The sequence below is a fragment of the Vibrio chagasii genome (assembly GCF_024347355.1).
GTDB classification, from domain to species: Bacteria; Pseudomonadota; Gammaproteobacteria; order Enterobacterales; family Vibrionaceae; genus Vibrio; species Vibrio chagasii.
The window spans coordinates 378838-392506 of record NZ_AP025466.1; the positions used below are offsets into that span (position 1 = coordinate 378838).

Here is a 13669-nt window from a genome sequence, read left to right on the forward strand (position 1 = left end):
AAAACCCAACGATGGAATGAAAAATCCCACGCGTTGGATCCTAAATTACTTATTAAGCCTAGAGCTCTAGTGCATAGATACACATAGATTGCTCTTTTTCAGGCACATCCAGTGTGTGTTGCCCCTTAGACTTCAGCGTCGCACCTGCACGTTTCGCAATCTTAACACTGGCCAGGTTACTCTCTAAACAATGGAACTCAAAGGCTTTAACTCCTTGTTCGCTTGCTAAGGTTGGAACAAGAACCTCCAAAATTTGCCCTACCACTCGATTCCCCGTTGCACTGTCAGCAAGCCAGTAGCCTAATTCGCAGACTCGAGTCTCGCGGTGAATTGACTTTACACCAAATACGCCTGAAAACTGTTTTTTGAAGTGTACTGCGAACCACTGTGAGCCTTCGATACCACTGTTCAGCCGACCTTCGATATAAGCTCGCGCACTTTCAAGATCGACCACACTCTTCTCCCAGGGCATATATTTTGATAGGTTCCCCCTGCTTGATTCAACGGCATTAAATAATGCAAAAGCATCTGAAACTTTCAGATTTTTTAGGACTATATCTTTAGATATGACTCTTTCCATAACACCTCATTTTGAGTTTTTGTAAAACCACTTAATTAAAGCGCGCGCTTAATGGCTTCTGCTAGCCCACTCGCGTTTTCCCACGCCATGGAGTGTCCAGCATCTGGAACCACGCTGATCGCGATATCGTGGTTATTCAACCTCTCGGTATCGGTATCTGGTAAAGATTTACTTCCGAATAGAAAGGTTCTGCTTACATTCAAAGAGTACAACCGATCACGCCAACTTGGGTCCTGCCCTTCTATCAAGGAAACGGCTTGCCTGTGTGTCGCTACCGCTGAATTCACCACTAAACTGGCTGCCCACTGAGTATTTGGCTCATCGATGCTGTACTGCACTATCTGAGCGTGACCGTGGTTGACATATTCAGACTCGGTATAGCTCGCAATCTTCTTGCTAAAGAACCCACCACCGGAATCAAGATTAGCCTCACTCAAAACCAAGGCCTGCAGTTGTGGTAGAACTTTTTCAGCCAATACAACCGACACAGCACCACCCATGCTGTGACCATAAATCACAAACTTATCCAAGCCCAAAGATTGAATGAATGCCTCAAGATAAGCCGCATGGCTACCTATGGAGTAGTCGAAACTCTCAGGCTTATCACTGAACCCAGAACCTAATAAATCGACAAGAATGCGCCGATGAGAAAGCAAACATTCACTGGCCGCAACGGCCGGGTAATCAAACGAAGCAGCACAGCCAATACCGTGTATAAAAATAATAGGCACTTCCGAACCGGGAAGATCATGATACCTAAGTATCGCGTTACAGCCCTCAACCTTAAACTCTTTCATTTCTTCCCCTGAAACCCACAGAACACGACACTTAACATATACATACTTCACACACCAAGCGTGTCGAATTGCTTGTTATTGACTAGCCACTCAAGCCACTGAAAACACAATGCGCTCTTTGCTCTCATCATCTTTCAACTCTAGTAAAATGCCTTCGGCCTTTGCGTCTTTTAATGCGTTAACTAATGCTTCTAATTGCTCCCCGTTTTCATCAAACTTAGCTTTGGTATTTTTAGGTAAGAGTGTCACAAGTAGCCTTGCCATCCCTAAAGAAACCGTCAAACTGTCCTCTAGCTCACCAGTTTCAAAGCAATAAGTGTCGATTTTTAGTTTACGCATAAAAAATACTCGCCAAACACATAGACTCACTAGAGTACCTTTTCTTTGAAATTTGTCTGTGAGTTACATGCATAAATGCAACATTACACATATGAGAAAATGCATTAATTGGCCCGCTCTAAAGATGCGACAGCTCAGGGCGATCTTAAAGGCGACAATGACATGTATGAGAAAGGTGTTTGTTGGATTGGATGTTAAGGGAGATTTTGTTAGGAGAATTTGCGCGGCAGCCGTATGAGGCTTGAAAAGCGAGTTTTATTAAGTAAGCCAAGTTTAAATTACTGAAAAATGTGGCTTTAATATCAAACCACCAAATTATATTCGACTATGTTGAAAATGCTAATCGTATATTTCACTTTAAAGAATATTTCTTTTGAAATGAATTTTATTAACTTAATAATCAGTTAGTTTAATTATCCATTCTATCACTAATTTAAAATATTTTTTAATTTTACATCATGCACCAAGATAAATGGTTTTTATATGCTAATTTTATAATATAAAAATTAATATCCACTGGTTCTGCTTTGATATAACAGCTTTGTTGTACGTTGGGAAATTTTTGGTTAGGGGATAAATCCATGATAATTAAAGAAGTTAAAAACGTATCGATTGCTATTAGAGTTTGGGCGATTCTTGCTTTATTTGCAATCGCTTTACTCGCAAATACCATTTTAAATATAGACGGCTCACGCCAACATGTGCGTGAGAGTTATCAAAAAGGGGTGAAAACGCTAGTTCAAAGCGCCGTTAGCGTTATTAGGTATTATCAAAGTCAGAGTGAAATAGGAAATTTAAGCGAAGAGGAAGCACGCGCTCGCGCATTGGAAACCATCTCAAATATGCGATTTGATGATGGGAATTATATCTTTATAGGTGATCGAGAAGGAAAGCAAATAGCTACAGGCGTCCCCTCTCTTTTAGGAAAAAATATTATGGACCTTCAGGATAGTAAGGGTAAATACTTTGTCAGAGAGATGTACAGCATTTCGAAAAATGGTGGTGGATTCATTGATTATCATTGGAAAAACCCGAACAAACAAACGCTAGAGCCAAAAACCAGTTATGCAATAATGTTGGAGCCTTGGGGATGGATGGTTGGTTCTGGTGTAAATATGGTGGCCTTACAAGCGACGACTCACCGAGCTGAGATGACATCGATAGGTTATGCAATAGGCATTTTAACGGTTCTCTCACTGATCGTTGGTTACTTCATCAAAACCATCACTCTCCCAATAAATCGTACTTTGGCTGCGATGAAAGCATTATCAAGAGGTGAAGGCGATCTAACGCAACGTATTCCCGAAGAAGGGAGCAAAGAACTGATTTTCTTGGCTCGTTATTTCAATCAGTTTGTAGAGTCTATTCAATCAATGATGCTCGGGATTCAGGGAATTGGGACTCAAGTATCAGCGTCAGCAACTCAACTCACTGATTCGGTACACCAAATAGATAATAGCCTTAACCAGCAAAGAAACGACGTGGATATGCTTGCGACAGCCATGACAGAAATGCTGGCTACCGTTGAGGAAGTTGCTGGGCGAACCGTTGAAGCAAATGAAGCAAGTCGGTTTGCAGCGCAGGAGACACAGAAGAGTTCCTCAATTATTCAAAATAATGTGATAGAAGCTAACGAAATGGCGGAAGTCATTACCTCAGCAGGACAAGCAGTCCAGAAGTTGGCGCTTGATGCAAAAAATGTGGATACGGTTCTAGAAGTTATTCGAGGAGTCGCAGAACAGACAAACCTCTTAGCACTTAACGCTGCTATTGAAGCCGCTAGGGCTGGTGATCATGGTCGGGGCTTTGCTGTGGTAGCTGATGAAGTAAGAACCCTGTCTCAACGTACTCAGGAGTCCACACTTGAGATTCAAAATATTATAGAAAAGTTGCAAGTTGGCGCTGAAAATGTCGTTACAGTAATGCATCAAGGGGTTGATAAAGCGAATAAGGCCTCAGAGCTATCCGCGCAGGCAGGATGCAAGATTGACGAGAGTAACAAGCAAGTGAATAAGATCGAAGGTATGGCGCAACACATTGCAACTGCTGCTGAAGAGCAAACACTCACCGTGAACGAAATAAACCGTAACGTAGCCAGCTTGAGTGATATGGCGACTTTAGTGTCGAGCGAATCTACCGAAATGGCTAATTCGAGCCGAGAACTCAGAGGTATCTCGGAAAATCTCATGTGTACAATTAACCGATTCAAACTAGCATGATGCAAGAATCTGCTTTGAAAAGCGGAAGCTTCCTACGCGTAAAAACGAATAGCAGTAGCTCACGCAGCTACTGCTATAACTGATTTTTTCCATTAATGGCAAAGAGAGCCTCAACAGGCAAATCCGTCTAAACACGAACATACACCCCTTTTTTCAAACACCGCATTCCTTTAAATTCTGGGGCACGGGAGTTATCACAGATAAAAACATGCCCCCCAGGTATGAGGATGTCATGGGCATGCTTACAGACAATATCGTGATACTCATTGGTTAATGATGCGATGACAATCGCATCTAACCTACTATTGTACTGATTAAAATTAACGTGGTCGTAGTTATTAAATGTGATTTTATTTTCTATTTTTCGATTGATGGAAAAATGGCTATTCTTCATTTTAACTTTGTTAGACTCTAGATATTCAGCTAATTCACCTCGGGTGTTACTAAATAACCTTTCTTTGAAGTTCCCTTTACAGTTTATTTTTCTAAAACTATTGTTGTCAACCAAAGACATAATCCGACAAAAACCAGATGAGATCATCTCTGTCTTTTGTTCGTAATAAGAATGTAACATTGCCAATGAAAAACTATCGTAGTATTTACCTGTATCTAAACAACAAATAAGCAAATCACTCCCCCGCATCTGCCTTTCGATCACAAGCTCACTGTAGTCTCTATATAATTCAGCGTTATAGAAAAAGTTGTCAGTTACCATATTTAAACCTTGAGGTAGCATTTTACTCGATTTAAAACAGAAGCGAGTTAGCTAGTGGGATAAATTTTTTCGACAAGCGACAAATTCACACAAAAAATAAGGTTATGTGGTAAATCTGAATATGCTACTCCAACCTCGCCAGTCACAAAGTTAACGGACTTTGCTATATCTTCTTGAAAGTGTTCAAGTACTAATTGCAATAAGCAATCTTTACCCAACATATCCATCAATAACTCCTTAGAGTTAGAACTCGAAATATTATATAAGTATAGATCCTATCAATAATCAAACTTGAATATATATTTTTTAGATTAAATGCGATGTAAAGCAATGGTTTTCAACTATATTAATTTATTTTTAAATTTATCCACGTCTTTTACTTTTTCCGGCCATGAGTTCAAGTAATGAAAACCATGTATCCAAATCAACGAAGAAAATCGTGCTAACGCACTTTGGGGGCATGCGATGTGAAGTGTTATGAAGCACTATTCACCGCTTTTGGCTAAACCCCTTTATCACAAGGGGAATCTGGAGCTCTGAATGATTGGGGAGCAAATAACGGAAGGCATAAGCGCCTTCCGTCGTTCAAGTAGGCGATAAGGTAAGTACTACTTACTTACGCTAATCATCTCGTTAAAGTAATCCACTTGCTCTGCCATGTTCAAACCTTGTTTGTTTGAACCCAACGTCCACATAAAAAAGCCACCATAACCGTTATCTTTCTGCCATTTAGCACGGTCTAGGTTGTTCTGGCGTGTTTCAACAAAGTTACCACCGGGTGCCCATTGATTGTTGATCGTATTACCTAAAACAATCTTTGACTTGTCTCCAATGTACTCAGCGTAATTTGCCATCGCGACTTCGTATAAGAAGTTTCGACCTGCGTCGTATGTCATCACGTTGAAGAAATCAAAGTCGTTTTTGGTCGCTTTCAACAAATCAATCACTTCACCGTGGTGAGATGAGCGGCCAGACTCTTCAATGTAAGAGCAGTTTTCAAACACACTCGCATCCATACATTCAACAGGATCCGCACCTACGTGGTAAGTTGTGAGAGACAGAACCTTCGTATTACCCACTTTCTCACGGATAAGTTTGATCAAAGCCGTCAAGTCTTGGTTCTCTTTGTATGTGATTCGTGCTGCTTTCTCGAAGTCGAAATCTAAACCATCAATGTGCACGTAACCCGCTAATTGGTACTTGCTGTAGTCACAGCTTCCGTCTGAATTTGTTGCAAGACACTCGCCTTCCATTTCTTCAGGTTTGAGGTTCTTTTTGTACACAGGGAATGGCGTATGCACCAAATCAACCAACCCATTAGCTACTGCTTCACGGCTTTTAGGCGTACCGATCGCCGTCCAAATGCTTTCGTAAGTTTGACCACCGAACGCGACCATCATGGTCACATTTTCATTATCATGCTTGAGTGTTGACCACGCAAGATACTGTGTTGTCATCCAGTCCGGGCTATAATTCGGTGGTGTTAGCATGCCATCAGAGATCGTGATGTTACCGCTTGCGTCCCACTTACCAAATGACAATAGATAGCCATCACCTTCTGAGTTGAACAGCTCTTGGTAGTCATTCAGCCCCCAAGACGTTAGGTAACTGATAGAGCGATCAGGGTTATCGACTAAGCCGCCACCGCCTGTGCTTTCTTTGACCATAATGTTAGACGTTGCAGAGGTTTGCTCTTGGTTGGACGTATTCACCGCTTTTGCGGTTACAGCATATGTACCCTGCTGAGCACCTAGCCATTCATATTCATAAGGTGCTTCCGTATCTTTAAAAAGCTCGTTACCGTTCGCGATGAAGCTAACCGAGGAAATATCCCCTTCGTAACTCTTCGCGTCTGCTTTGATCGAAATCGCACGACCTTCGAAATAGCTTGAGCCGTCAACAGGAGATGCCAAAGAAACAACCAAGTCTTTATCGGTAATCGCTAAAGAAATTGGCGCCGCCTCCGCACTCGCACCTTGGTCATCGTAGGCAACAACCGTCAATGTGTATTGGCCTTCAACTTGGGCAGGTACCGTGATGGTGTAAGTATCTCCTTGTGAAGGCATGTTTGATGTCGCAACCACTTGACCATTCAATTGAACATCAACGCGAGCAACTTCAGTATCATCCGATGCATCGACAACTACGTCGAATGCTTGGTTAGGTGCGATTTTCTGTCCATCTTGCGGTGATTGAACGTCCACCACTGGCACAGGGTTCGGATCACACTCACCCGCTTCATCCCATGCATCTTTCCACGCATCAGGATAACTTGGATGACCGGTTCCTGGTGTCCATACAGGGTTACCACACCAACCCGCTACCGTACATGAGTAGATATTGCCAATGTTAGTGACTTCATCACCGACTTTATAGGCCACAACATCTTGGTACTTAGGTATGTCACCACAGCTGGTGCTTGTATCTGTCACCGTGATGGTTAAATTCTTACTAGAGACATGTTGCTCGTCATCTTTGGCTTCCGCACGAAGCGTAGTAGAGCCTGCCGTTTGCGTTGTCCAGTCACAAGAAAAATCTTGGGTCGTTTTCGCATCAAGAGAACACACTTCGGCATCGTTTGCGAAGAACTTAACCGTCGCTAAGTCATCATCTGCATCTGTTACATGCGCTGAAATTGTGATGCTGTCACCTTTTTGGTGAGAAGAGCCTGCGTCTGGCGAGATAAACTCAATCACAGGTGGATTTGGCGCCGTCGATTCTGACTCTACCGTCACTTGAACTGCTTTTTCTGTGAGTTTATCGCCACTGTCATTGAACGCCATCACAGTGATCGATGCAGCACCCACTTCGCTTGGAAGCCAAGCTTGTTGGTATTCTGTTGTACCTTCTACAACGTTTTGCTCACCCAATTTGGTACTGTTTGCCCAGAACTCGAGTTTGCTTGCACCCGCACCTTCGACACCCGTAATGATGTCAACATTCGTACCTGTGTAAACCACTGAGTTTTGAGCAGGCGCTAAAATATCCAGTGAAAATTCTGGTGGAGGAACCACTTCGCCATCCACTTTCACCACAACAGAATTCTCAAACGCATTCAGATCTGTCAGTTCACCACCGAAAGAGATAGTCAATGCCGCAGATTCACCAGAGGCCAGCTCACTATCAACCCAAGAGCCTTCTGGGAACGTCAATGTCACGGCGTTCAATACCCCATCCGCTTGCGTCGTATGAGAGATTTCCCATGATGGGTAAGAAAGATGGTTCGACGCCCAGTTGATCTCGTTAATCGCTACTGGCAATAAAAATTCGATCACAGCTTCACGCATGTCTGCACTATCTGAGCTCGTGTTTGTGATATCTAGCTTATAGGTGCTCCAGTATTCACTTTCTGACTGAGCTATCGCATCAGTACTGAACTCACTAGCCATGGCTTGTGAAATTGGATTCAACAATAAGCCAGAGCAAAGCATTGTTAGCCCTAACGCGCGATATCCAATAGAGTGAATCTGTTTAGCACTGCTCTTTCTTAGATACATACTTGATTCCTTAGCTTTATATTAATTATTTTATTTCTGCAATAAACCTGCAATGGGAAATTCATCCCCCCCGTTGCAAGCACACTTAATTTACACGGGAAATTAACCAGAAATGAATTAAATTTTTACTTATTGAATAAATGTCAAAATTTATTTAATTATGAGATAAAGCCCAAAATTTCGGAAAATACAATTGTGTAAGGTCCCTTCAAATTACCACCCTTAGAGTAAGCTAAATTAGGCTAAACTAATTTAGAAAAGAGAGGAACGATTAAATTAACCTGGATAAGAAAAAGTCTTGCCAACATAACTAACAGACAAAGAAACTGAATTAAACACAAATATAACAACAACTTAGACAAAAGCCACTCATCTAAAAGCATCTATAAGTATAATAACTCTCATACGAACCATGAAGTCTATTTCGCTAAAAAAGGTTCATGAATCAGTAGCTCCCATCTAAATACCAACTTTCAACATGACGTTTAAATTAAAATAACAGTAACAACTTCAAGTTGGGTTTTATTTTTATTTTGAATTAAAGTCACAATTTACTAATGAGGAAGAGTCATATATAAAACAGAATTATTTAGAGTATTAATTCTATTTCCAGATGAATTATTCAATTAAAAATTTAATTATCTCTCATTGACTTCAATGTCTTCCATTAAAAACCGAACGTCACGCCTGTGTTTTTTATGCTTGTTCTGTATTTATTTTGCCCAACGGTTAAAAAGGCAAGCCGAAACCCGCCCCTCACAGCATACTGCACTCTTCTTACTATGCGGCCACGAAACTTATAGCGTTGCTAGCCAACACAAAGGGCACCGTTACTGGCGCCCTTTTCCATCGTTATACAGGTCAAGACTGGTTAATTCGCATCCTCTAGATATGAAGTTATGACTTATAAACACACTTACCTGATTAAGGTCTACACACTGCAACAAATTTTCATAAGGCACTCAATTACCAATTAGTTCAGTGATTTATACAAGCGTTCCAGCTTATCTAAAAAACCATGTAGTTTTTCGTTCATCTCATCATAGTCATGACTCAGTAATACTTCAGGGTTCTCAACAAAACGAAAGTCCTCAGCCTTACTAAGATCAGTATTTTCGATGAGCAGCGCTACGACTTCTTTAGTCAATTCCATATGACACTGAAAACCAAACACCAAATCGCTATAAGCAACAATTTGTCTCGAGCAGCCTTTACTATACGCAATGATTTCGGCACCTGGTATCAGCCCAGGCATATCGTTATGCCAATGGCCTCTGGCTATATTGATGATTTCCACTCACACCCATGGCACCAAATAGTGTTCCCACGCCAGGGATTGTTACAATCAGACATTGGTGATAAAAGCGGGATAGTGCCCCATAATGGCTTGCTCTATATTCCCGCAAATACAGTTCATAAATCCGTTGCGATTACAGATACACAATTTTTGGCTATTTACCTCAACCCAGACAAAAATCTTCGCTATGGAAGCAAACCTAAATCCTGTCAGGTAAACTCTTTGACCAAAGAGTTGATACAACTTCTGTTTGAAAGCAACACACACTCACAATCTGAGTCCAATATAATGCATTGACTTATGGTCTTGAGAGATCAAATCGAAGTTTCAGAAAGTTATGAAATACCATTGCTTATTCCTACCGATAAGCGTCTTTTCTCTATTTTCGCACAACTTCAAAAACAGCCTGATTTACCGTTTACATTAAAAGAATGGGCGACAACAGTCGGTGCATCTGAACGCACGCTGTCTCGATTATGCTCGAAAGAGTTTTCTCAATCTTTTTCACAATGGCGACAAAACATTAGGCTAGTTTTATCTTTGCAGTTGTTAAGCTCGAAAATGAGCATTCAAGAAATTGCTATCGAATCGGGATATTCTTCTGATTCTGCTTATGTACAGGCATTTAAGAAATTGTTTAATCAGACACCTAGAAAATATCGAACAGCAAACCTTTAGCACGTATTCTGATTCGTTGTTTTACAAACCAAAATGACACCTGTGATGGTGTGACTCTTACCTAACCTTTTGTGGGGCAAATGCGCCCTAGCCCAACTTGAATATCGGACATAGTTCGATCTTTGAGAGAATGGTTGATAACCTCAATCAGCTATCATGTTGTGAACTTACCACTTTTTAGAAGCACTCTAGATTGATAGATGATGAAAATTGCGATATTAGTTAGCTACGACTTAATATTTTGATAACACTCATGGCAGGTAACACTATCGAAAAATCTGTTTCATTCGCCTCTGTCATTGATTTAGTAAATGCCTATTCACTGTTGCCTCCCGCTTTGCGTAAACAGGTCGAAGCATCTAATCACCTTGACGGTATAAGCCTTGAGGCCATTAAAAATAGCGCTAATCTATCGCTATCGGATCGGCTTCCAGAAAGCCAAATGGTTGCCTTATGGTCACTCCTCGAACAGCACCATCCATCGCCCGAAATTGGACTCATCATTGGGCGAACTATATCCCATGAATCAAAAGGTGTGCTCGCGAGTTGGGTGAGCCAATGTGCGACGTTAAGAGACGCATTCAACACGTTCCAAAGTAATATTTTTCTGATGAATTCTTCAGAGTGTTGGCAAGTGGATGACGATGGACAGCAGTGCCGCTTAACCCTCTCCATTGAATCACGCCATGATTACCCTAGAGCCGCCATTGAACGCAGCATGAGTGCGGTGGTGATGTGGGCAAGAATGCTGAGTGCCCATCCTTTCCCGCTAACCAAAGCTAAGTTTGGGTATTTAGCTCCGCTACATGTGGATAAATATCAACCAGTCTTTGGAGAAACCATTGAATTTAATAGTGCTTATCACCAGCTGATATTTGAATCGAAATGGCTTAACCTTCCCATTGCAACAAGTAGTGAGTATCTGAAAACGATGATGGCAAAAACCGCACAAAGCCACCTTGAGACATTAACGCAAACCCAGCCTCTCCAACAGCAAGTCAGGACCATAGTAGTAAACGGACTAGAAAATGGAGAACTACTCAGCATAGATAAAGTCGCACAGCAATTACACTTCAGCCGACAAACGCTCTACCGCAAACTGGAAAGAGAGCATACCTCTTTCCAGAGTATTCTTGATGATACAAGAAAGCAGTTAGCAGTCCGTTGGCTAACTCAAACCCCGCCTCCAAGCATTACCGAGTTGAGCTATCGTCTTGGTTTTAAAGATACCAGCAGCTTCTACAAAGCGTTCAAGCGCTGGCACCAGGTTAGTCCTAAGGCTTACCTTTCGAGATAAACTGTTTAAACGCCTCTGCTGATCGCTCTGGGACCTCTTCCATCGGTAAGTGTCCAACGTCGTCATACACTACAGCATAAGAGCCCCGAATATCACGCTCAAACTTTCTCGCATTTTCAGCTGGAAAATAACGGTCTTCCTTCCCCCACAGAATAAGAGTCGGCTTGGCAATTTGTGTTAGCTTATCCGAGTCCTGATCCAGCGATGCCTTGACGCGACGTGTGAATCCCTGTCGATTTTGTTGGTAGGTAGTCAGTTCGTAGTATCGATCAATCAACGCCGCATCCACAAGTAGCGGGTCGAAGTAAACCTCTTTAAGCCCATCTTCGAACATAAACCTTGGAGTGACATGTTCCATTATTTTGCCGATGACTGGCCACTGGGCCATCGCAATGCCTGGTGGCCACGATTTTTGTGGATACCCTAAGGCATTTATCAACGTAAGGGTTATAACCTGCTCTGGATGTTGTAAACCGTATTCCCAAACTATGCGTCCTCCTAAAGAGCTACCGACAAAATGTGCTTGTTCGATGTCGAGCTCTCTCATAAAGGCACTTAAAAAAGCAATATCGTCAGGGATTTCGTACTGGTTTTGAGGCAGATGCCCAGTTAAGCCAAAACCCGGTAAGTCCATACGTACGACGCGATAGTCTTGTTTGAGGATTTGAGTCCATTGCTCCCAAGCGTGAAGTGATGACGAAGTGCCATGCAATAAAATCACCACCTCACCCTGTCCTTCATCTCGATAATGCACTCGTTTGCCTTCAACAGTGGCAAATTTAGAAGCGTGATTTGTGTATTTCTGCTCAATGGCTTGCGTACTATTTTGTGCGCCACATCCTTGCAGAAAAATGACCAAAGCCATTATTGGTGTCACATTCCAATTCATACTTCCCTCTCCTCATTTAATGTGTTTTCCAGCCTGGAGACTTGAGTGTAGAGACTATGGTGGTGAGAAATAGGTCTTAAGGTTGCAATACTGTGTTTTTAGGACTCATTTGACTTTAATGGGGGAAGAAGAAAGAAGGAGATCAAGAGAAAGAGCAATTTGACACACGAACCAAGCCATGACAGCTTGGTTTATGCCCGGCTAGTTAGATGACTTTTGAAGCAGCAACAAGATGAAAAATCGAGAATTTTACGAGTCTAACCGCCGAAGGGGAGAGATGATTGGTGGCTTTGTTACGTGTATTGCACAACGTAGTCCGCAATATTGTGGCGAGCTGAGAAGTATTGGCTTACAGGTAAGTTTAAACTTTGTAAGTGTTGGATGTCAGATTAGTTATATTTGTTCAAAATACCGCCAACATAGAGCGTAAGTGTTTTGGCGGAACTAGTAATGGGATACTTTTGAGCTAGAAAGTGCCACGGGTAAAAATTCAACCTGAGAAATTTTTTACATATCAGAGTTAGGGCTGGGCTCCAACTCATTCTATTCAGATAAGAAAAGTATCTGAAGCCCAAACGCTGTATGCATACATTACTTACTTGTAGCTAAACGGGCAGCAAGTCCCAAAAATACCACGCCCAATACACCATCGATATGACGGTTTAAACTAAAGTGACAACCTAGCAAAGAGCCCAACTTACTAAAAGAAAATGAGAAAATAGTATTGATACATAAAACAATACTACTAAGAATGATTCCAAGTATGAGTATCTGATTGGTTAAAGCACCACCAGAATGCGTAAACTGAGGCAAGAACATACTAAAGAAGATTAACGCTTTGGGGTTCATAATATTATTAAGTAAGCCACGGTAGACTAGATCTTTATTACCCAAAGACTGAATCGTCTGACTTGCAGATACGTCTCCTTTGTTTTTTAGCCATGTACGTAATAAATTAACTCCAAGCCAAGATAGATAAATTGCCCCAACAATTTTGATTACCAATACCAAAGGTGGCATCGCTTGCATCAGTTTTCCTAAGCCAAATGCTACTAACAGTGTTTGAATTAATCCCGCAATGAAAATACCAACTGACACCATTACTCCAGCTTTAAAGCCACGAGTCGAAGAATATGTTGATATGAGTACTAAATCTGGGCCCGGAGAAATTGCTAAGAATATAGTGGTAACAAAGAATAGTGGCAATATTGTGGTATCAATCATTTTTTACTGGCTCCTTTCTGTTTGCCAGACTTTACCGATTAATCATTTGAGATGAAAGCTGAATGAATGCCACGGGTAAAAATTCAGCCCGTGAAGGTTTTGGACAAAAGCTTGGCTTCGACATAGCTAACCTAGAA

Annotated in this window: 10 protein-coding genes and 2 pseudogenes; 3 read left to right on the forward strand and 9 right to left on the reverse strand. The window is 41.6% G+C overall.

Translation table 11 applies throughout. The annotated features are described in order from the left end of the window. Positions 1-58: 58 nt before the first annotated feature. The 3 genes from OCV52_RS17625 to OCV52_RS17635 all read right to left on the reverse strand — a co-directional run bounded on the left by OCV52_RS17625 (position 59) and on the right by OCV52_RS17635 (position 1716). Positions 59-580, reverse strand: a complete 522-nt coding sequence (locus tag OCV52_RS17625; protein ID WP_137407633.1) for a GNAT family N-acetyltransferase — start codon at positions 578-580, stop codon at positions 59-61. 35 nt (positions 581-615) lie between these two features. Continuing rightward, positions 616-1377 (reverse strand): alpha/beta fold hydrolase, encoded by a 762-nt coding sequence (locus OCV52_RS17630; RefSeq protein WP_137407632.1) that lies wholly within the window; start codon positions 1375-1377, stop codon positions 616-618. A 90-nt stretch (positions 1378-1467) separates the two neighbouring features. Further along, positions 1468-1716 (reverse strand): hypothetical protein, encoded by a 249-nt coding sequence (locus OCV52_RS17635; RefSeq protein ID WP_137407631.1) that lies wholly within the window; start codon positions 1714-1716, stop codon positions 1468-1470. Between the two features lie 581 nt (positions 1717-2297). Here OCV52_RS17635 and OCV52_RS17640 point away from each other — a divergent pair. After that, on the forward strand, positions 2298-3935 hold the full coding sequence (locus OCV52_RS17640; protein WP_137407630.1) for a methyl-accepting chemotaxis protein: 1638 nt from the start codon (positions 2298-2300) through the stop codon (positions 3933-3935). 127 nt (positions 3936-4062) lie between these two features. On the opposite strand, the gene OCV52_RS17645 is transcribed toward OCV52_RS17640, so the two are convergent. The 4 genes and pseudogenes from OCV52_RS17645 to OCV52_RS17660 form a co-directional block, all read right to left on the reverse strand. Next, positions 4063-4650 (reverse strand): CheR family methyltransferase, encoded by a 588-nt coding sequence (locus tag OCV52_RS17645; protein ID WP_102422935.1) that lies wholly within the window; start codon positions 4648-4650, stop codon positions 4063-4065. Positions 4651-4697: 47 nt separating this feature from the next. Next, the gene (locus tag OCV52_RS17650) at positions 4698-4877 is read right to left on the reverse strand and encodes a hypothetical protein (RefSeq protein WP_008217153.1); all 180 of its coding nucleotides are present in this window, start codon (positions 4875-4877) and stop codon (positions 4698-4700) included. Between the two features lie 381 nt (positions 4878-5258). Next, on the reverse strand, positions 5259-8147 hold the full coding sequence (locus OCV52_RS17655) for an Ig-like domain-containing protein (protein WP_137407629.1): 2889 nt from the start codon (positions 8145-8147) through the stop codon (positions 5259-5261). A 973-nt stretch (positions 8148-9120) separates the two neighbouring features. Continuing rightward, a pseudogene (locus OCV52_RS17660) lies at positions 9121-9420 on the reverse strand (glutamine amidotransferase); the annotation flags it as partial. Between OCV52_RS17660 and OCV52_RS17665 the strand changes: the two are divergent. Next, positions 9415-10122 (forward strand): annotated as a pseudogene (locus tag OCV52_RS17665) (AraC family transcriptional regulator); the annotation flags it as partial. The pseudogenes OCV52_RS17660 and OCV52_RS17665 overlap by 6 nt on opposite strands. Before the next feature lie 253 nt (positions 10123-10375). After that, a complete protein-coding gene (locus OCV52_RS17670; protein ID WP_137407628.1) occupies positions 10376-11419 on the forward strand; it encodes an AraC family transcriptional regulator in 1044 nt (347 codons plus the stop codon). Here OCV52_RS17670 and OCV52_RS17675 read toward each other — a convergent pair. Further along, positions 11397-12308: an alpha/beta fold hydrolase gene (locus OCV52_RS17675; RefSeq protein WP_102423012.1), complete on the reverse strand. Its 912-nt coding sequence runs from the start codon at positions 12306-12308 to the stop codon at positions 11397-11399. The genes OCV52_RS17670 and OCV52_RS17675 overlap by 23 nt on opposite strands. Positions 12309-12899: 591 nt before the next feature. Next, on the reverse strand, positions 12900-13532 hold the full coding sequence (locus OCV52_RS17680) for a LysE family translocator (RefSeq protein ID WP_137407627.1): 633 nt from the start codon (positions 13530-13532) through the stop codon (positions 12900-12902). Positions 13533-13669: the final 137 nt, after the last annotated feature.

Bases quoted from the DNA above. Each gene is read 5' to 3' on its own strand.
- OCV52_RS17645 (WP_102422935.1), bottom strand. From the start codon at position 4,650: ATGGTAACTGACAACTTTTTCTATAACGCTGAATTATATAGAGACTAC.
- OCV52_RS17625 (WP_137407633.1), bottom strand. From the start codon at position 580: ATGGAAAGAGTCATATCTAAAGATATAGTCCTAAAAAATCTGAAAGTT.
- OCV52_RS17680 (WP_137407627.1), bottom strand. From the start codon at position 13,532: ATGATTGATACCACAATATTGCCACTATTCTTTGTTACCACTATATTC.
- OCV52_RS17670 (WP_137407628.1), top strand. From the start codon at position 10,376: ATGGCAGGTAACACTATCGAAAAATCTGTTTCATTCGCCTCTGTCATT.
- OCV52_RS17640 (WP_137407630.1), top strand. From the start codon at position 2,298: ATGATAATTAAAGAAGTTAAAAACGTATCGATTGCTATTAGAGTTTGG.
- OCV52_RS17650 (WP_008217153.1), bottom strand. From the start codon at position 4,877: ATGGATATGTTGGGTAAAGATTGCTTATTGCAATTAGTACTTGAACAC.
- OCV52_RS17675 (WP_102423012.1), bottom strand. From the start codon at position 12,308: ATGAATTGGAATGTGACACCAATAATGGCTTTGGTCATTTTTCTGCAA.
- OCV52_RS17655 (WP_137407629.1), bottom strand. From the start codon at position 8,147: ATGTATCTAAGAAAGAGCAGTGCTAAACAGATTCACTCTATTGGATAT.
- OCV52_RS17630 (WP_137407632.1), bottom strand. From the start codon at position 1,377: ATGAAAGAGTTTAAGGTTGAGGGCTGTAACGCGATACTTAGGTATCAT.
- OCV52_RS17635 (WP_137407631.1), bottom strand. From the start codon at position 1,716: ATGCGTAAACTAAAAATCGACACTTATTGCTTTGAAACTGGTGAGCTA.